Source organism: Streptomyces chiangmaiensis, assembly GCF_036281785.1.
In the GTDB taxonomy this organism is placed as follows: Bacteria; Actinomycetota; Actinomycetes; order Streptomycetales; family Streptomycetaceae; genus Streptomyces; species Streptomyces chiangmaiensis.
In genome coordinates, this window is sequence record NZ_JAYWVC010000057.1 from 22,116 (window position 1) to 41,027 (window position 18,912).

13 protein-coding genes are annotated in these 18,912 nt (G+C 70.4%); 5 read left to right on the forward strand and 8 right to left on the reverse strand.

The window, feature by feature from the left end; translation table 11 throughout:
* Positions 1-151 precede the first annotated feature (151 nt).
* From VXC91_RS18600 to VXC91_RS18615, 4 genes are read left to right on the forward strand one after another with little or no spacing between them, the layout of a single operon-like run.
* A complete protein-coding gene (locus VXC91_RS18600; RefSeq protein ID WP_329508392.1) occupies positions 152-634 on the forward strand; it encodes a formate dehydrogenase subunit gamma in 483 nt (160 codons plus the stop codon).
* Complete coding sequence (locus VXC91_RS18605; protein WP_329508393.1) at positions 631-2,199, forward strand: formate dehydrogenase beta subunit; 1,569 nt, start codon at positions 631-633, stop codon at positions 2,197-2,199. The genes VXC91_RS18600 and VXC91_RS18605 overlap by 4 nt, the downstream gene beginning before the upstream one ends.
* Complete coding sequence (gene fdhF, locus VXC91_RS18610) at positions 2,196-5,012, forward strand: formate dehydrogenase subunit alpha (protein WP_329508394.1); 2,817 nt, start codon at positions 2,196-2,198, stop codon at positions 5,010-5,012. Before VXC91_RS18605 ends, fdhF begins: the two co-directional genes overlap by 4 nt.
* 1 nt (position 5,013) lies before the next feature.
* The gene (locus VXC91_RS18615) at positions 5,014-5,250 is read left to right on the forward strand and encodes a formate dehydrogenase subunit delta (protein ID WP_329508395.1); all 237 of its coding nucleotides are present in this window, start codon (positions 5,014-5,016) and stop codon (positions 5,248-5,250) included.
* Between the two features lie 93 nt (positions 5,251-5,343).
* Here the strand turns inward: VXC91_RS18615 and VXC91_RS18620 are convergent, their stop codons facing one another.
* The 6 genes from VXC91_RS18620 to VXC91_RS18645 all read right to left on the reverse strand — a co-directional run bounded on the left by VXC91_RS18620 (position 5,344) and on the right by VXC91_RS18645 (position 12,314).
* A complete protein-coding gene (locus VXC91_RS18620; RefSeq protein WP_329508396.1) occupies positions 5,344-5,967 on the reverse strand; it encodes a carbonic anhydrase in 624 nt (207 codons plus the stop codon).
* Positions 5,968-6,024: 57 nt separating this feature from the next.
* The gene (locus VXC91_RS18625; protein WP_329508397.1) at positions 6,025-7,020 is read right to left on the reverse strand and encodes a 2-dehydropantoate 2-reductase; all 996 of its coding nucleotides are present in this window, start codon (positions 7,018-7,020) and stop codon (positions 6,025-6,027) included.
* A gap of 348 nt (positions 7,021-7,368) precedes the next feature.
* Positions 7,369-7,905 (reverse strand): ATP-binding protein, encoded by a 537-nt coding sequence (locus tag VXC91_RS18630; RefSeq protein WP_329508398.1) that lies wholly within the window; start codon positions 7,903-7,905, stop codon positions 7,369-7,371.
* Positions 7,906-8,077: 172 nt separating this feature from the next.
* On the reverse strand, positions 8,078-9,334 hold the full coding sequence (gene frc, locus VXC91_RS18635) for a formyl-CoA transferase (protein ID WP_329508399.1): 1,257 nt from the start codon (positions 9,332-9,334) through the stop codon (positions 8,078-8,080).
* Positions 9,335-9,385: 51 nt separating this feature from the next.
* Positions 9,386-11,119, reverse strand: a complete 1,734-nt coding sequence (gene oxc / locus VXC91_RS18640) for an oxalyl-CoA decarboxylase (protein WP_329508400.1) — start codon at positions 11,117-11,119, stop codon at positions 9,386-9,388.
* Positions 11,120-11,327: 208 nt separating this feature from the next.
* Positions 11,328-12,314 carry a LysR family transcriptional regulator gene (locus VXC91_RS18645; RefSeq protein ID WP_329508401.1) on the reverse strand — a complete coding sequence of 329 codons (987 nt, stop codon included), beginning with the start codon at positions 12,312-12,314 and terminating at the stop codon, positions 11,328-11,330.
* Between the two features lie 158 nt (positions 12,315-12,472).
* Here VXC91_RS18645 and VXC91_RS18650 point away from each other — a divergent pair, with 158 nt between their 5' ends.
* The gene (locus VXC91_RS18650; protein WP_329508402.1) at positions 12,473-12,988 is read left to right on the forward strand and encodes a PAS domain-containing protein; all 516 of its coding nucleotides are present in this window, start codon (positions 12,473-12,475) and stop codon (positions 12,986-12,988) included.
* 161 nt (positions 12,989-13,149) lie between these two features.
* On the opposite strand, the gene VXC91_RS18655 is transcribed toward VXC91_RS18650, so the two are convergent.
* Together VXC91_RS18655 and VXC91_RS18660 are read right to left on the reverse strand one after the other, a co-directional pair.
* Positions 13,150-14,520 carry a M1 family metallopeptidase gene (locus tag VXC91_RS18655; protein WP_329508403.1) on the reverse strand — a complete coding sequence of 457 codons (1,371 nt, stop codon included), beginning with the start codon at positions 14,518-14,520 and terminating at the stop codon, positions 13,150-13,152.
* Between the two features lie 68 nt (positions 14,521-14,588).
* Positions 14,589-18,473, reverse strand: coding sequence for a Pls/PosA family non-ribosomal peptide synthetase (locus VXC91_RS18660; RefSeq protein WP_329508404.1), 3,885 nt, complete (start codon positions 18,471-18,473; stop codon positions 14,589-14,591).
* Positions 18,474-18,912 lie beyond the last annotated feature (439 nt).

Here is an 18,912-nt window from a genome sequence, read left to right on the forward strand (position 1 = left end):
AGTATTCGATGAGCCTTCAGAGTCGCCAGGGGGCCACGCAAAGTGAAGCCGGTATACAAAGTTCCGTATGCATTGAGGGGCGTCATGCACTGTACGAGCAGCGCGGCAAGGTGTCCGGGATCGTCGATCACCACCCCCGTAGGGAGGAACCATGACGACGAGCGTCAGTGACGTGACGACGGAGGCCGCCGTCTGTGCGATCGTGGCCGCCCATCGTGGGCAGCGCGGTCCGCTGCTGCCGATACTCCACGCCGTCCAGGCCGAACTGGGCCACGTTCCGCAGGAGGCCGTTGCGATACTCGCCCGCGAGCTCAATCTGTCGAGGGCGGACGTACACGGGGTGGTCTCCTTCTACCACGACTTCCGCCGCGAGCCGGCCGGCCGTACCACCGTGCGCATCTGCCGCGCCGAGGCCTGTCAGGCCCTCGGTGCCGACGCCCTGGTGACCTCCGCCCGCGACCGGGCGGGCGTGCCGCTCGGGGAGACACGCGCCGACGGTTCGCTGACGGTGGAGCAGGTCTTCTGTCTCGGCAACTGCGCGTTGGGGCCCTCCGTCGAGGTGAACGGCGAGGTGCTGGGACGCATGAGCGCGGAACGCCTGCGCTCGATCCTGGACGAGGCGGTCTCATCGTGACTCAGACGTCGAACTCCCCGGTGACGGTGTACGTGCCGCGTGACTCGGCTGCGCGGTCGGTCGGCGCGGACGCGATCGCGGAGGCGCTCCGGAAGGCGGCGGCCGCTCGGAATCTGCCGCTCACCGTGGTGCGCAACGGGTCGCGCGGCATGCTCTGGCTGGAACCGCTGGTCGAGGTGGTCACGCCCGAGGGGCGGGTCGGCTACGGTCCGGTGGCGCCCACGGACGTGGACGGCCTGGTGGACGCGGGCCTGCTGAACGGCGCGGACCACCCCCTCCGGCTCGGTGTCGTGGACGAGCTTCCCTGGCTGACCCGCCAGACGCGGGTGACATTCGCCAGGGTCGGGGTCACCGACCCGCTCTCCCCGCAGGACTACGAGCGCCACGGTGGCCTCGTCGGACTGCGCAAGGCCCTGGAGCTTCCGCCCGCCGAGGTGGTCGCCTCGGTCACCGAGTCCGGCCTGCGCGGCCGGGGCGGCGCGGGATTCCCGGCCGGCATCAAGTGGAAGACCGTGCTCGACTGTGCCGACGAGCTGAAGTTCGTCTGCTGCAACGCCGACGAGGGCGACAGCGGGACCTTCGCCGACCGTATGGTCATGGAGGGCGACCCGTTCATGCTCATCGAGGGCATGACCATCGCCGCGCACGCGGTCGGCGCGCGCGAGGGCTATGTCTACCTCCGCTCGGAGTACCCGGACGCGGTGGCCACGATGCGTGCCGCGATCGAGATCGCGCGCGAGCACAACTGGCTCGGGAAGCACATCCTCGGCTCGGATCTCTCCTTCGATCTGCATGTGCGGGTCGGCGCCGGTGCGTACATCTGCGGCGAGGAAACCTCCATGCTGGAGAGCCTGGAGGGCAAGCGCGGCGTCGTCCGCGCCAAGCCGCCCATCCCCGCGATCGAGGGGCTGTTCGGCAAGCCGACCGTCGTCAACAACGTCCTCACCCTCGCCACCGTTCCGGTGATCCTCGCCGACGGGGCGAAGCCGTATCAGGAACTCGGCGTGGAGCGCTCGCGCGGCACACAGGTCTTCCAGCTCGGTGGCAACATCGCGCGCGGCGGCATCGTCGAGACGGCGTTCGGCGTCACTCTGCGCGAGCTGATCGAGGACTACGGCGGCGGCACGCTCAGCGGACGGCCGGTGCGCACGGTGCAGGTGGGCGGGCCGCTGGGCGCCTATCTGCCGACCTCGATGTTCGATCTGCCCATGGACTACGAGGCGTTCGCGGCGGCGGGCGCGATGCTCGGCCACGGCGGTGTCGTGGTCTTCGACGACACCGTGGACATGGCCGCCCAGGCCCGCTTCGCGATGGAGTTCTGCGCCGCGGAGTCGTGCGGCAAGTGCACGCCGTGCCGGGTCGGTTCGGTGCGCGGCGTCGAAGTGATCGACCGGATCGTGGCCGGCGAGCAGCGCGACGAGAACCTTGCCCTGCTCGAAGACCTCTGCGAGCTGATGACCGACGGATCGCTGTGCGCCATGGGCGGGTTGACCCCCATGCCCGTGCGCAGCGCCATCACACACTTTTCTGACGACTTCCTCGCGAGGAGGGAGGGCACGGCATGACACTGCTCAAGGAGCCCGACTTCGGAACCCCGGAACGACCCGGCGAGTCGACCGTCACCGTCGAGGTCGACGGCCTGCCCGTCACGGTGCCCGAGGGCACCTCGGTGATGCGGGCGGCGGCATGCGCCGGCATCGACATACCCAAGCTCTGTGCCACCGACAGCCTCGAACCGTTCGGCTCCTGCCGGCTGTGCGTGGTGGAGATCGACGGCCGTCGCGGCACCCCGGCGTCCTGCACCACCCCGGTCGCGGACGGGATGCGGGTGCGCACCCAGACGCCGAAGGTGGAGAAGCTCCGCCAGGGCGTCATGGAGCTGTACATCTCCGACCACCCGCTCGACTGCCTCACCTGCTCGGCCAACGGCGACTGCGAACTGCAGGACATGGCCGGCGTGGTCGGGCTGCGCCAGGTCCGGTACGGCTACGAGGGGGAGAACCACCTCGACGCCGCCCCGGACCTGAGCAACCCGTACTTCGACTTCAATCCCTCCAAGTGCATCGTCTGCTCCCGCTGCGTCCGCGCCTGCGGCGAGGTGCAGGGCACCTTCGCGCTGACCATCGAAGGCCGCGGCTTCGACTCCAAGGTCTCCCCCGGTGCCGGTGAGTCCTTCCTGGACTCCGAGTGCGTCTCCTGCGGCGCCTGTGTGCAGGCCTGCCCGACGGCGACGCTGCAGGAGCGGTCGGTCGTCGAACTCGGCATGCCGTCCCGCTCGGTGGTCACCACCTGCGCGTACTGCGGCGTGGGCTGCTCGTTCAAGGCCGAGCTGCGCGGCGACGAACTGGTCCGGATGGTGCCCTACAAGGACGGCGGGGCGAACGAGGGGCACTCCTGCGTCAAGGGCCGCTTCGCCTTCGGCTACGCGACCCACCCCGACCGCGTCCTCAAGCCCATGGTTCGCGAGAAGATCACCGACCCGTGGCGCGAGGTCGAGTGGGAGGAGGCCATCCAGACGGTCGCCGCCAAGATGCGCGCCATCCAGGACGCCTACGGCCCGAGCTCGATCGGCGCCATCAGCTCCTCGCGGTGCACCAACGAAGAGGTCTACGTCGTCCAGAAGATGGTGCGCGCGGCCTTCGGCAACAACAACGTCGACACCTGCGCCCGGGTCTGCCACTCCCCCACCGGCTACGGACTGAAGCAGACCTTCGGAGAGTCGGCCGGCACGCAGGACTTCCGCTCGGTGGCGGAGGCCGACCTCATCATGGTCATCGGCGCCAATCCCACCGACGGCCACCCGGTGTTCGCCTCGCGAATGAAGCGCCGGCTGCGCGAGGGTGCGGGGCTCGTCGTGGTCGACCCGCGTCGCATCGACCTGGTGCGCTCGCCGCACATCGAGGCCGCGCATCATCTGCAGCTCAAGCCCAGCACGAACGTCGCCGTCATCAACGCCATGGCGCACGTGGTGGTGACCGAGGGCCTGGTCGACCGCTCGTTCGTCGAGGCACGGTGCGAAGGGTTCGACGAGTGGGCGCAGTTCGTCGCCCTCCCGGAGAACAGCCCGGAGGCCACCGAGCCGATCACCGGTGTCCCGGCGGACCAACTGCGGGCCGCCGCCCGGCTGTACGCGCAGGCGCCCAACGCGGCCATCTACTACGGCCTCGGCGTGACCGAGCACAGCCAGGGCTCCACGATGGTCATGGGGATGGCGAACCTCGCGATGGCCTGCGGCAACATCGGCCGCGAGGGCGTGGGCGTCAATCCGCTGCGCGGCCAGAACAACGTGCAGGGCTCCTGCGACATGGGCTCCTTCCCGCACGAGTTCACCGGCTACCGCCATGTCTCCGACGACGCGGTGCGCACCGTGTTCGAGGAGCTGTGGGGCCGCTCCCTGCTGCCCGAGCCGGGGCTGCGGATCCCGAACATGTTCGACGCGGCGATCGACGGCTCCTTCCGGGGCCTGTTCGTCCACGGCGAGGACATCGCCCAGTCCGACCCGAACCTCCAGCACGTCAGTGCGGCGCTGGCGGCCATGGACCTGGTCGTGGTGCAGGATCTGTTCCTCAATGAGACGGCCAAGTTCGCGCATGTCTTCCTGCCGGGCGCGTCGTTCCTGGAGAAGGACGGCACCTTCACCAACGCCGAGCGCCGGATCAACCGGGTGCGGGCGGTCATGAAGCCGAAGACGGGCAAGCACGAGTGGCAGATCGTCTGCGAGATCGCCACCGCCATGGGCTACCCCATGGCGTACGACCACCCGAGCCAGATCATGGACGAGATCGCCCAGGTCACACCCACCTTCAAGGGCGTCTCCTTCGAGCTGCTGGACAAACTCGGCAGCGTCCAGTGGCCGTGCAACGACGAGGCTCCGCAGGGCACGCCGACCATGCATGTCGACGCATTCGTCCGCGGCAAAGGCAAGTTCGCGGTCACCGCCTATGTGCCGACGGACGAGCGGACCACCTCGCGCTTCCCGCTGGTGCTGACCACGGGACGCATCCTCAGCCAGTACAACGTGGGAGCGCAGACGCGCCGTACGGGCAACGTGGCGTGGCACCCCGAGGACCTGCTGGAACTGCACCCGCTGGACGCCGAGAACCGCGGCATCACCGACGGCGACATGGTGACGCTGACCAGCCGGGTCGGCAGTACGACACTTCGGGCCCGGGTGTCCGACCGGATGCCGCCGGGTGTCGTCTACACCACGTTCCACCACCCGGTGACCGGCGCCAACGTGGTCACCACCGAGAACTCGGACTGGGCGACCAACTGCCCCGAGTACAAGGTGACCGCCGTACAGGTGGGCCTGGCCCACCCGCTCGAACGGCACGCCACCGACTCCGTCGGGACCGACCGGCTCGCGGCGGTGGACTGAGATGGCCGCCGCCGTGCCGTCCGAGCAGCGGATGGCGAACCAGATCGCCGCGAACTTCCGGCATGTTCCCGATGACCGGGCCGCGGAGGCGATCGCGAGCCACATCAGCCGGTTCTGGGACCCGCGGATGCGTGCCCGGCTGTTGGAGCTGGTGGAGGCCGGGGCGGACGGCCTGGATCCCGTGGTCGTCTCCGCCGCACGACTGCTGAGGCAGCCGCAGGAGGCCCCGGCCGGCTGACCGGCGACCGCCTCCTCTGTACATGACACCGCCTCATCCCCCTTCCTTGCGAAGGCGGATGAGGCGGTGTGGTCTGCAGGGAGCCCGAACGGCTCAGGCCGCCGCGACGCCGTCCAGGCCGCGGCTGGTGACCAGCCGCACCCGTCCGTCGCCGAGGTGGTAGGACAGGCCCGCGACGGCCGTTGGCCCGCCGACGAGCGCGGGTGAGCGGTCCTGCAGCAGGTCCACGGTGTGGCGTATGTGCTCGTCCACGATGTCGGACTCCTTGCTCAGCCCCGCCGCACGCGCGGTCAGCACACTGGGCGTGACGCGCTCGACGACGTCGCGCACATACCCGGCCGGAGCCAGGCCCTCCTCGAGGGCCGTGCGCGCGGCGCGGATCGCACCGCACGCATCGTGTCCGAGCACGACCACGAGAGGGCAGCCCAGCAGGCCGACTCCGTACTCGATGCTGCCGAGCACCTCGGGACCGACCACATGGCCGGCGGTGCGCACCACGAAGAGGTCGCCGAGCCCGCGGTCGAAGATGATCTCCGCGGCCAGTCGTGAGTCGGAGCACCCGAAGATCACGGCGAAGGGATGCTGACCGGGCGCCAGGGCGGCGCGACGTGCGGCGTCCTGGTTGGGGTGCTGCGGATCTCCGACGACGAAGCGCTGATTGCCCGTCAACAGGATGTCGAGGGCCTGGGCTGCGGAGGGCGTCTCGTTGTGGGCCATGGAATCAGGATGCGTAGACTTCATACAGTATGCAATACCTGTGCAGTGGTCGGGTTCTCACGCGGAGGTGACGGTCGACGCGCTCGAGGCATTGCGCTGCGCCAGCAGGTCGGTCGCCGCGTGAACGGCCCGTAGCGTCGGGGCCTCCGCACCCGTGATGTCGGCGATCTCGACCACCGCCGTGACCACGGCATCGAGTTCGAGCGGCTTGCCGGCCTCCAGGTCCTGGAGCATCGAGGTCTTGTGGTGACCGACCCCTTCGGCGCCGCGCAGCCGCTTCTCGATGGAGATGTCCGGCTCGCTGCCGACCCGGGCCGCGATGTCCAGCGTCTCCTCCATCAGCTGGGTCACCAGCCGCCGCGTCCGGGGGTGACGGCAGATCTCGACCATGGTCGCCCTGGTGAGCGCGCTGAGCGGATTGAAGGCCACATTGCCCATGAGTTTGATCCAGATGTCGTCGCGCAGACGGGGCTCGACCGGCGCCTTCAGGCCTCCGGCGACCAACGCCTCGCTGAAGGCCGTGCAACGCTCGGACATGTGCCCCGAGGGCTCCCCGAGGGAGAACCGGGTGCCCTCCAGATGCCGGATCACTCCGGGCGCCTCGATGACGGTGGCCGGGTAGACGACACAGCCGATCGCCCGTTCCGGAGACAGGACCGCACTCGTGGCGCCGGCCGGGTCGACGGCCTCGACCCGACGGCCTTCGTAAGGCCCGGCCAGGCGGTGGAAGTACCACCACGGGATGCCGTTCTGCCCGGCCACGACAGCCGTGTGATCGGCCAGCAGCGGCTTGATCAGGGGGCCACAGGTCGGGTAGGAGTGCGCCTTCAGGCCGAGGAACACGTAGTCGACCGGGCCGACCTCGGTGGGGTCGTCCGTGGCGTGCGGCCGGGCGGTGAAGTCACCGCGCGGGCTGTTCACACGGACGCCGTCGGCCCGCATGGCACGCAGATGGTCACCGCGGGCGATGAGGTGCACCTCGGCGCCACCCCGGTCCAGTGCGGCACCGACGTACGCGCCGATCGCGCCGGCCCCGAGGACTGCGATCTTCATGGCCACTCCTCTCGATTGAAGACTGTATACTGTATTCACAGCTCTCTGTTCACGTCTACCAACAGCACGTGACCGTTCGACGTCGAATTCCGGCGCGCCCCCACTCAGCGAGGGATGAAGCGCACAACGGCGCCCGTACTCCCTCGGGAGGCCGCGACCGGAGTCGACCGGCTTTCCGGCACCGTGGACCGGGCCGGAGACGGCGGCCCGGTCACGTCCGGCCGGTATCCGCCATGCGCCCCATGACAGCCCGACGACCGCGGCGCGTTTCGGTGCCACGAGGACACCCGTCACCGAGGCCGCGGAAGAGCTCAACGCCGTGCCACCTGCGGGATCCCCGGCCCGCGGTCAGTCGAGCGGCCGGACAGCACTCCCGGCCGCTTCGGACGGTGTACGTTCCCGCGCCGCCCCGGCCTCGGGGCGGGACACGGGCAGCTCCACCATGACGCACCACCCCGAGGCGTTGCGCCGTACCTCCATACGCGCTGCAAGCGCGTCGACGATCGCCAGGCCACGACCACGCTCGTCGAGATCGCCGTCCTGGCACGGACGTGGGAGCTGACGGCCCCCTCCGTGGTCACGCGCCATCACGCGCAGGAAGCCCGGCCCGAGGTCCAGGCGCAGGGTCAACCGCCGGTGGCCGTGCTCGGCAGCGTTGGCCGCCAGCTCGTCGACGACGAGGACGGCGGTGTACCTGTCGTCCGCGCAGAGGCCCCACTGGTGAAGCAGCGCCTCGGCGATGTGCCGCGCGCTGCGCACGGACGCCCGTCGGGCGGGCAGGACCAGCAACGCATGCCGGGGAGGGGCCGGCTGCGCGACGGCCGCCGGGCCACGCGCCACCGTTGCCTCGCAGGTCGGTGCCTCGGTCTCGCCGCGATCCCACATACTGCCACCAAGAGGAACTGAATACCGTATACAGTATTCTACTCCCTTGCCCGGATTACCGGAAAACCGCAGCGGGAAGCCGGCCCGGGCCGATGGCCGGGGCCGGCTCCTCATGGAGGCAGGACGTCCGCTCCCACGTCATCCCGCCGGGCCCGCTCGAGAGCGGACCGGTTCAGATGATGACCTGCTTGTCCCGCATGGCGGCGATGGCGCTCGCGTCATAGCCCAGCTCGCTCAGGACCTCGTCGGTGTCCTCGCCGAGCAGCGGAGCACCCTTGATCTCGGGCTTGAACCCGGAGAACTTGATCGGGCTGCCGACTGTCAGGTACGTCCCGCGGCCCTTCTGCTCCACCTCGACAACGGTCCCGCTCTTGCGCAGCGCCTCGTCGTCGGCGATCTCCTTCATGCTGAGCACGGGCGCGCAGGGCACCTCCCACTTGCGCAGGATGTCGACCGCCTCGTACTTCGTCTTGTCGGCCAGCCACTTCTCGATCTCCTCGAAGATCTCGAAGATGTGGGACTGCCGGGCCTTGGCGGTGGCGTACTCCGGGTCCTCGGCCCACTCGGGGTGGCCGATGGCCTCGGCGGTCCGCTTCCAGTTCTGCTCCTGGACCGTGAAGTAGATGTAGGCGTTGGGGTCGGTCTCCCACCCCTGGCACTTGAGCACCCAGCCGGGCTGACCACCGCCGCCGGCGTTGCCACCGCGAGGCACGGCCTCACCGAACTCGCCGTTCGGGTACTGCGGGTACTCCTCCAGATAGCCGACCCGGTCCAGGCGCTGCTGGTCGCGGAGCTTGACCCGGGACAGGTTGAGCACGGCGTCCTGCATGGACACGGCCACCTTCTGGCCCTTGCCGGTCCGGTCACGATCGATCAGCGCCGTGAGAAGACCGATCAGCAGGTGCATGCCCGTGTTGCTGTCCCCGAGAGCGGCACCACTGACGGTCGGCGGGCCGTCCCAGAACCCGGTCGTCGACGCGGCACCACCCGCGCACTGGGCCACGTTCTCGTAGACCTTGAGGTCGTTCCACGGCGAGTCCTCGTTGAACCCCTTGACGGAGCCGAAGATCAGCCGCGGGTTCCACTTCTGGAGGGTCTCCCAGCCCAGGCCCATGCGGTCCATGGCGCCCGGTGCGAAGTTCTCCACCAGCATGTCGGCCTCGCGGATCAGCTTCTCCATGACCTCCCGGCCCTCGGGGGACTTGGTGTTGATGGCCAGCGAGCGCTTGTTGCTGTTCAGCATGGTGAAGTACAGCGCGTCGGCGTCGGGGATATCGCGCAGCTGATTGCGCGTCACGTCACCGCCGGTGGTGCGCTCGACCTTGAGGACATCGGCTCCGAACCAGGCGAGCATCTGCGTGCAGGCCGGACCGGCCTGTACGCCGGTGAAGTCGATGACCTTTATCCCGGCAAGGGGCAGTTCAGTCATGTTCGCTTTCCTTATCGTGAATAGTCTCGATGCAGTGATGGCGGGACGTGGTCAGTGCTTGGCCGTGATGCCCTTGGGGTTGAGGTGCGCGATGTTGCCGCTCTCCGTGCCGTCGGTCGGGTCGATCACGCAGTCGATCAGCGCGGGAACGCCGGCGGCCAGGGCCTCGCGGAGGGCGGTGGCGACCTCGTCGGGCGTCTTCGCCTGGTAGCCCTGGCCGCCGAACGCCTCGATCATGAGGTCGTGGCGGGCCTTGAGGGCGGTCGGTGCCGGGTCGTCTGTGGCGGAGGCGTCGTCGCCGCGGTAGACGCCGCTGTTGTTGAGGACGACGGTGACGATGGGCAGGTTGTAGCGGCAGACCGTCTCGATCTCCATGCCGCTGAAGCCGAACGCGCTGTCGCCCTCGATGGCGACGATCGGGTCGCCGGTCTCGACGGCGGCGGCGATGGCGTAGCCCATGCCGATGCCCATGACGCCCCAGGTGCCGCTGTCCAGCCGATGGCGCGGCACCTGCATGCCGATCGTGTTGCGGGCCAGGTCCAGCGCGTTGGCGCCCTCGTTGACGACGTAGGCGCGCGGATTCTCCCGCAGCACGTCACGGATGGCCTGCAGCGCGCCCAGGAACTTCATCGGGTGCGCCGTCTCGGCGGCCTTCAGACGCCCGGACATCTTGGCGACGTTCTGCGCCGAGCGGGCGGCGAGTTCCTCACGCCACTGCGGCGGGGCCGTGATCCGGCCCGGCTTGCTGCGCTCGACCAGGGCCTCCATCACGGAGCCCACATCGCCGACGAGCGGGGCCGCGATGGGCTGGTTGCTGTCCATCTCGGTGGCCGCGATGTCGACCTGGATGAACTTGGCGTCCGGGTTCCACTGGGGCGCGTCGCCGTGCCCGAGCAGCCAGTTCAGACGGGCACCGACGAGCATGACGACGTCGGCCTTCTTCAGCGCCAGCGAGCGCGCGGTCGCCGCCGACTGCGAATGGTCGTCCGGCAGCAGGCCCTTCGCCATCGACATGGGTACATAGGGGATGCCGGTGCTCTCGACGAACTCCCGGATCAGCTCGTCGGCCCGCGCGTACGCGGCGCCCTTGCCGAGCACCACCAAAGGCCGCTCGGCGCCCGCGAGGAGGTCGATCGCGCGGTCCACGGCCTCCGGCTGCGGCAACTGGCGCGGCGCCGGGTCCACGAGCCGCCACAGCGACGCGGCGCCCTTCTCGGCGTCGATGACCTCACCCAGGACCGCGGCCGGGATGTCCAGGTAGACCCCTCCGGGGCGTCCGGATATCGCGGTGCGGATCGCACGGGCCACTCCACGGCCGATGTCCTCGGCCCGGTGCACTCGGTAGGCCGCCTTGACGAACGGCTTGGCGGCCGCGAGCTGGTCCATCTCCTCGTAGTCGCCCCGCTGGAGGTCGACGAGGTGCCGCTCGCTCGACCCGGAGATCTGCACCATCGGGAAGCAGTTGGTGGTTGCGTTGGCGAGTGCCACGAGGCCGTTGAGGAAGCCCGGCGCCGACACCGTGAGGCAGATGCCCGGCTTCTGCGTGAGGAACCCGGCAGCCGCCGCCGCGTGGCCGGCGTCGCTCTCGTGCCGGAAACCGATGTACCGGATACCCGAGGCCTGCGCGAGACGGGCCAGGTCCGTGATCGGGATACCGACGACCCCGTAGATGGTCTCGACACCGTTGAGCTTGAGTGCGTCGACAACCAGATGGATCCCGTCGGTCAGAGCGGCCGGGTCCTCGGCGCCCTCCACGCCCGTGTCCTGTACGACAGCGTCCGTCATGGTCCGGATCCTCCCTAGAGGGTCGCCCAGTTCGTCTTCCGTGCTTCACCATCCGCGCCAGGGGGCCGGCGCGTCCAAGATCTTTTGCCAACCAGCCGATTTACGGCGTTTATCGAAAGGGGCGGGGTCGGCCGCAGGCGCCGGGTGCGCTTGCGGACACCGGCCGGGGCAGCCTGTAACAGAGCTCCCCGCCCCGGGGCGGGGCCCGTCAGCCCGCGCCCCGGACGTCCACGAGCCGCCTGTCGCGGGGGCCTTCCGCCGCCTCGGGTACGGCGGCGAGGTCCGGCCGCTCCGTCACGAAGACCTCGTCCAGCGAGAGCCCCGCGACCACGTTGAGGAACGCCCTGGCCACGACCGATCCGGGCGTCGCCGCATGGACCGCCACCGAGATCTGCGCCCTGGCGTCCGGCTCGACCAGCCGGACGGCCCGGGTACCTCCGGTCACCGGCATGGCGTTCAGCCAGGTGTGCGGGACGACGCTCGCCCACGCCCCCGTGGCGACATGGGCACACAGGGAGGCGACCGAGTCCGTCTCGACCTGGGGGGTCGCCATGACCCCTGCGCTCTCGAAGGCGTTGTCGATGAACTGACGGAACCTCATGTCCGGGGTCAGCAGCGCCAGCGGGAGCTGCGCCGCCTCGGCCCAGGTGATGGTGGGGGCCGGGGGCACCAGATGCTCGCCGGACACCAGCAGCACGTACTGCTCCTCGTACAGCCGGAGCATCTCCAGGCCCTCCCGGTCGTCGGGCCCGAAGTGGGCGATGGCGGCGTCCAGTTCGAAGTCGCGCAGCTGGCGGACCAACTCGGCGGAGGACAACCGCGAGCACACCTTCACCCTGGCCAGCGGGTGCATCGCACAGAAGGCGGCCACCGGAAGCCCGGTCGTCGTCGACACCGTGGGCCCCGTCCCCAGCCGAAGCGTGCCGGTGACCCCCGACTGCATGACGGCCACCTCGGCCTTGAAGGCATCGTGCTCGGCGAGGATCCGCTTGGCCCAGACCACGAGCCGCTCACCCTCAGCGGTCAGTCCCTCGAAGGTGCGCCCCCGGTTGATCAGTGTGACGTTCAGCTCCCGCTCCAGCTTCGCGATGGCGATCGACAGCGCCGGCTGCGAGACGTAGCAGGCATCCGCCGCCCGCGCGAAGTGCTTCTCCCTGGCCACTGCCACGAAGTACTCGAGCTGCCGGAACAACATGAGCGGCTCTCCTTCACCGAGCGATATTGTATGCAGTATTCCTTATTCACGAGGCGGGCGCCATACTGTGGACGACGACGATCCGGAGATCGATGGCGCGCCCGTCACACGCACAGGAGTGCGGCCCTCGGGAAGCGCTCAGAAGGAGGGGAACCGCCGTGGACGGCAACAACGCGGCCGGGAACGCAGCCTCATCGGGGCGGGCCGGACATGGCGCCGGGCGCATCGGCGAGCCGGAGGCCTGGCTGGCCCAGGCGATCCTGCGCGAGTCCTCCGAGGCCATCGTGGTGGCCGACCCGGAGGGGATCATCCAGGTCTGGAACGGCGGAGCGGAACGGATGTTCGGACACCCGGCGGCCGAGGCCGTGGGCCAGAGTCTCGACCTGATCATCCCGGAGAAGCTGCGGGGGCGGCACGGCAAGGGCTACCGGAACACGATGGCCACCGGTCAGACCCGGTACGGGGACACACTCCTCGGCGTTCCCGCCACCCACCGGGACGGCCACCGCCTGTCGATCGAGTTCACGGTGGCGCTGCTGCGCGATGCGACCGGCCGGATCGCCGGAATCTCCGCGATCATGCGCGAGGTCACGGAGCGGCGCAACACGGAGAAGGAACTGCGTACGCGGCTGGCCCAACTCGAGCGGCGGCTCTCCCAGACGTCCCCCGCCTGACTGCGGCCCGACCGGCTTCGTCCGACGTATCACACGCGGCGGCCCGTCGGATGTTCACGGCAGAACTCAACGGTGTCGACCGGACATCGGTGACCACGCCGGACGGCTGGCGCACCGGCCCGGGTCGGTGCGCGGCGTCTGCCTTCCGGTACAGGCTCGCGTCACCCGGATTCGGCGTTGCTCGGCGGATAGGACGGACGCATCGGCACCGGCGGCGCGAGGGACGGCAGCGCCGTCTCCTCCACCCAGGCGGTGAACACGTCGTCCAGCGGCCGGCTCGCGAACCGCGCGGCGTGCGTGGTGAAGGCACCCGTCGTCACGACCCCGCCCCGGTGCACGCCCGCCCAGCTGCGCAGCATCCGGTGGAACGCCTCCTCACCCAGAGCGGAGCGCACCGCGTGCAGCACGAGGCCACCGCGTTCGTAGAGACGGTCGTCGAACATCCGCTTGCGACCCGGGTCGGCCAGCCGTAGATCCTGCGGCAGCGAGGACAGCTTCCGGTGCGCCGCCTCGGCCAGCTGGGCGGCCGTGGGGCCCCCGGACCGCTCCGACCAGAGCCACTCCGCGTACTTCGCGAATCCCTCGTTGAGCCATATGTGCCGCCAGTCGGCGACGGACACGCTGTTCCCGAACCACTGGTGCGCGAGTTCGTGCGCCACCAGCCGCTCCGACCCTCGTGCCCCGTCCACGTGGTTGACGCCGAACAGCGACAGGCCCTGTGCCTCGACGGGCACGTCGAGCTCCTCCTCCGTCACGACCACCGCGTACTCGCCGAACGGGTACGGGCCGAAGAGCTCCTGGAACAGCTCCATCATGGCGGGCTGACGCGCGAAGTCCCTGGAGAACTGCGGTAGCAGACGCGCGGGAATGTGCCCGTACTGCGGCACGCCGCCCTCGCCCGGATCGCCGAGCAGCACCGTCTGGTACCTGCCGATCGACAGCCCGACCAGATAGCTGGAGGTCGGTGCCGGCTGTTCGTACACCCACGTCGTCGTCGACGCCTTCGTCGTACGGGTCAGCAGGCGCCCGCCCGCCACCACCGAGTACATCGACGGGGTGGTGACCGATATGTGGTAGGACGCCTTGTCCGCCGGGCGGTCGTTGCACGGGTACCACGACGGCGCCCCGACCGGCTGGCTCGCCACCAGTGCCCCGTCCTCCAGTTCCTCCCAGCCGATCTCACCCCAGGGGCTGCTGACCGGCTTCGGATTGCCCGACCAGTGCACCTCGACGGTGAACGCGGCACCCGCCCGGATCGGCTTCTGCGGACGAACCCGCAGCCTGCCCCCGCGGTGCGCATAGTGCGGAGCCCGGCCGTCGACCCTGATCCGCCCGATTCGGAAGTCGGCCAGATTGAGCTGGAACTCGGTGAGCGGGGCCCGGCCCGCTATGGCGTTGAGGCGGGCCGTCCCGGCGAGCCGGTTGGGGCCGGGCCGATAGTCCAGCGCGAGCTCGTAGCGGTGCACCCGGTAGCGGGGGTCACCGTTGTCGGGGAAGTACGGGTCTGCTTCCACCTTCTGCTGAGGGGTCACTGCTGCGTCTGCTCCCTGCGCCGTGCTCGTACGTCGTGCCGGCGTCCCGCCTTCCGGCCCCTGACGAGTCACGCCGCGCGCCTCCGGGGACGCCATGCCTCGATCGGGTTGCCCAGCCAGCGGGTGTCGTCGGGCACCGACTCCGCCGCCATCACGAGCGACGCGGGACCCAGTGTGGTGCGGGCCCCGACCGTGCTACCGGGCAGGACGATTCCGCCAGGACCCAGCGTCGCGCCCTCACGGAGGACCACAGTATCCGTCCGCAAGATCCGGTCGTGGAAGAGGTGGGTCTGCAGCACGCAGCCGCGATTGACCGTGGCTCCGTCCTCCAGAGTCACCAGGTCCGTCTCCGGAAGCCAGTAGCTCTCCACCCACACGCCGCGGCCGATCCGGGCGCCGAGTGCACGCAGCCACAGCGTCATCAGCGGCGTGCCCGGCACCGCCCCGGCCAGCCACGGCACGGCCACGACCTCGACGAAGGTGTCCGCCAGCTCGTTGCGCCACACGAACGAGCTCCACAGCGGGTGCTCCCCGGTGCGGTGCCGGCCCACGAGCAGCCACTTCGCCACGACGGACACGGCACCGGCCGTCAGCCCGGCGCCCAGCAGCACCAGCCCGCACAGCAGCCACGCCCACCCGCCGAGCGCGCTGAGCGCCGCCGCCGTCAGCACCGCGAGCCACGCCGAGCAGAACACGGGCACGATGCGGCACAGCTCCACCAGCCCACGCGCCCACAACAGCCGGGCCGGTGGGTCGTAGGTTCGGCTCTGATCACCGCTGGACACCGCGCGCGGCAGCTTCACCGGCGGCAACCCGAGGTAGGAGCTGCCCTTCTTCGCCTTCTTCGGCGTCGCCGACAGCACACCGACCAGCCCGCCGTCGGGCACACTCCGGCCCGGTGCGGTCATCCCCGAGTTCCCGAGGAACGCCCGCCGACCGATCTGCGCGCGACCGATGCGCACCCAGCCGCCGCCCAGTTCGTACGGCGCGGTCAGCGTGTCGTCGGCCAGGAACGCCCCGTCACCGACCGTCGTCAGACTCGGCAGGGCGAGAACGGTCGACACCTCGGCGCCGCGGCCGATCCGCATCCCGAGCAGCCGCAGCCACACCGGCGTGATCAATCCGGCGTAGAGCGGGAACAGGGTCTCGCGCGAGCGGTCCATCAGCTGGGTGACAGTCCAGGCCTGCCAACCGATCCGGCTGTGCGTCGGGTGCGTGCCCTCGCGCAGACCGAGGCTCATCAGCCGTACGGCGATCAGGAGCAGCAGCGCGTAGGTCAGCCCGAAGGCAATCGTGGCGGGAACCAGCGCCGCGGCCGCACCCCGAAGGGCCGCACCGAGACCGGCGGCCGGATCGACGAAGGCGTGCGCCACCAGGAGGGCGGCCGCCCCCGGCGGCACGGGCAGGACCGTCAACGCGAAGCCTGTGACGCCGTACATCGCCCGCCACCACCGGCCACGCCGCGGTCGCTCCTTGGGCCAGTTGCGCTTCGCCCTGCCGAGCTTGACGGCGGGCGCACCCGCCCAGCGCTGACCGGTCGGAACCTGCCCGGCGACGGCCGATCCGGGCGCGACCTCGGCCCGCTTGCCGACCCGCGCCCCCGGGAAGAGCATGCTGCGGGTGCCGACCACGGCGTGCGCACCCACCTTGACCGGGCCGATCTCCAGCCGGTCGCCGTCCAGCCAGTAGCCCGTCAGGTCCACTTCGGACTCCACGGCCGCGGCCCTGCCCAGCTTGAGCATGCCGGTCACCGGCGGCAGCGAGTGCAGGTCCACCTCGGGGCCGACCTTGGCGCCCAGCGCCCGCGCGTACCTCTCCAGCCACGTGCCCGTCAGCGAGGTCGCCCCGCTGAACTCCGCCAGCCGCTCGGCCGTCCACAGCCGCAGATGAACGCTGCCACCGCGCGGGTACTGCCCGGGCCTGACGCCCCGCAGCAGCAGCCGGGCCCCACCCGCGGCGATCGCGAGCCGACCCGGCGGGGTGAAGAACAGCACCGCCCCGGCCGCCACGGCCCACCACGAGGTGCTCGGCACCCACGGGTACGGGCCGAACCAGTGCAGCACATTGCCGAGCGCGGCCAGCACCACGGTCCAGCGCAACCCGAGCACCGTGAACAGGGGAACCAGCAGGAGGACTTGCAGAGCCCGGGTGAGCGCCGGAACCGGCAGGATCACGCGCTGTGCCCCGTCGTCCTGCGCCGACTCCTCCAGACGGCGGGCCAGCTTGCGCAGCGTCGGCTGCTGGTAGATGTCGAGGACGGCCGCGCTCGGATAGCGGGTGCGCAGCCGGGTGGTGAGCTGCGCGGCGGACAGACTGCCACCGCCGATCGCGAAGAAGTCGTCGGAGGCGCCCGCCACCGGGATGCCGAGGACCTCGGTCCACTGCTCGGCGAGCCAGGCCTCCGTGCCGTAGAGCTCGGCCGCGGGTTGCTCCAGGCCCTCCAGCGGCCAGGGCAGGGCATTGCGGTCGACCTTGCCGGACGTGCGGGTGGGCAGGTCCTCGACCGGCGCGAGCAGCGGCACCAGAGCGGCGGGCAGTTCGGCGCGCAGCTTCTCGACGGCGACCGTACGGTCCCATCCCTCCTGGGTGACGACGTACCCGACGAGGAGCTGATTGCCGCTGCGGGCGGTCCGCACGGCGGCGGCGGCGCCGGCCACGCCCGGCAGCGCCTGCAGTGCGGCGTCCACCTCGCCGAGTTCGATGCGCCGCCCGCCGAGCTTGATCTGCTCGTCGACGCGCCCCAGGAAGATCAACCCCTCGGGCTCGGCCCGGACGAGGTCCCCGCTACGGTAGGCACGTTCCCAGGCGAGCGCTTCGAGGGGCGCGTATTTCTCCGCGTCCTTCTCGGCGTCGAGATACCGGGCGAGCCCGACCCCGCCGATCACGAGCTGCCCGCTGTCGCCCATCGCCACCGGCTGCCCGGCGTCGTCCACGACGGCCAGTTCCCAGCCGTTCAGCGGGAGCCCGATCCGGATCGGCTCCTCGCCGGTGAGCAGCGACGCACAGGCCACAACGGTCGCCTCGGTCGGCCCATAGGTGTTCCAGACCTCGCGGCCCTCGGTGACCAGCCGCTGCGCGAGCTCGGGCGGGCAGGCCTCGCCACCGAAGATCAGCAGGCGGACGTCGTTCAGGGTCTCGGGCTCCCAGAGTGCGGCCAGGGTCGGCACGGTCGAGACGACGGTGATCTCCTGCTCGACCAGCCAGAGACCGAGGTCGGCGCCGCTGCGTACTTGCGAGCGCGGTACGGGTACCAAGCAGGCCCCGTACCGCCAGGCCAGCCACATCTCCTCGCAGGAGGCGTCGAAGGCCACGGAGAGGCCGGCCATGACCCGGTCGCCGGGCCCGATCGGCTCCTCCTTCAGGAAGAGGTCCGCCTCGGCGTCCACGAACGCGGCGGCGCTGCGATGACTGACGGCGACGCCCTTGGGCTTCCCGGTGGAACCGGAGGTGAAGATGATCCAGGCGTCGTCCTCGACGCCCGGGCGGGCAGCGGGACCGCCGGACGTGCCGTTGACGGTCAGCCGGTGCCCGGCGCCGATCACGGCGCGCACCTCCGCCTCCCCGAACACCAGCTCGGCCCGCTCGTCCGGGTCCTCGGCGTCCACGGGGACGTAGGCGGCTCCCGCCGCGAGAACGGCGAGGATCGCCACGTACAGGTCATTGGTCCCGGACGGGACGCGGACGCCGACCCGGTCGCCGAGGCCGACCCCGGCGTACGCGAGGCGCCGCCGCAGGGACTCGACCTCGAAGGCCAGAGCGCGGTAGGTGAGGCTACGACGGCCGTCGTCGAGAGCAGGCTCGTCGGGATGCGCCCGTACCGAGGCGTCGAGGATGTCCACGAGCGTCCGCGGCGAGGCGGCAGCAGCGGCGGAGAAGAGCGCGCGGTCGCCGAACTCGGCGCGCATCCGTTCCTCGGACGGCGCGAGTGCGGGGCCTTGCTGGAGGGCTGCCATCGGGTCCTCACGTCTCGTTCCCGGAACGTTCCGGGCGCTGGTGGGCCCGCAGGGATGCCTGGGGATCTTCCGGTCCAGCTCCAAACAAGCGGGCAATCCTAGTACGGCGCCGGACACCGACAGTGCCGACAAGCCACCGACGCAGGGTTCAGGTGCGGCCCGAACCGGTGATTCCGGCGCGCTGACATGGGGATGCGTCATCGTGACGAGATATGCCCCACACATGGCCGTAGCGCCTCGAAGGGGCGCATCTCGAGCCCCCGAGGGGGCACTTGGCGTCTCCGTCGGGGGCGCGGAAGGGGGCAGTGCTGCGGTCGGTCACCATGGGTAAGCCTGGCCTCGCTGCGTGCTGTGGGGCTCCCATCGTTCCGCATCGGCCCTGTTCGCGCCTGTTGTGCCGCCGCCGGGTATCCGAGGCTCCTGATTCTCGGCCTCGGAA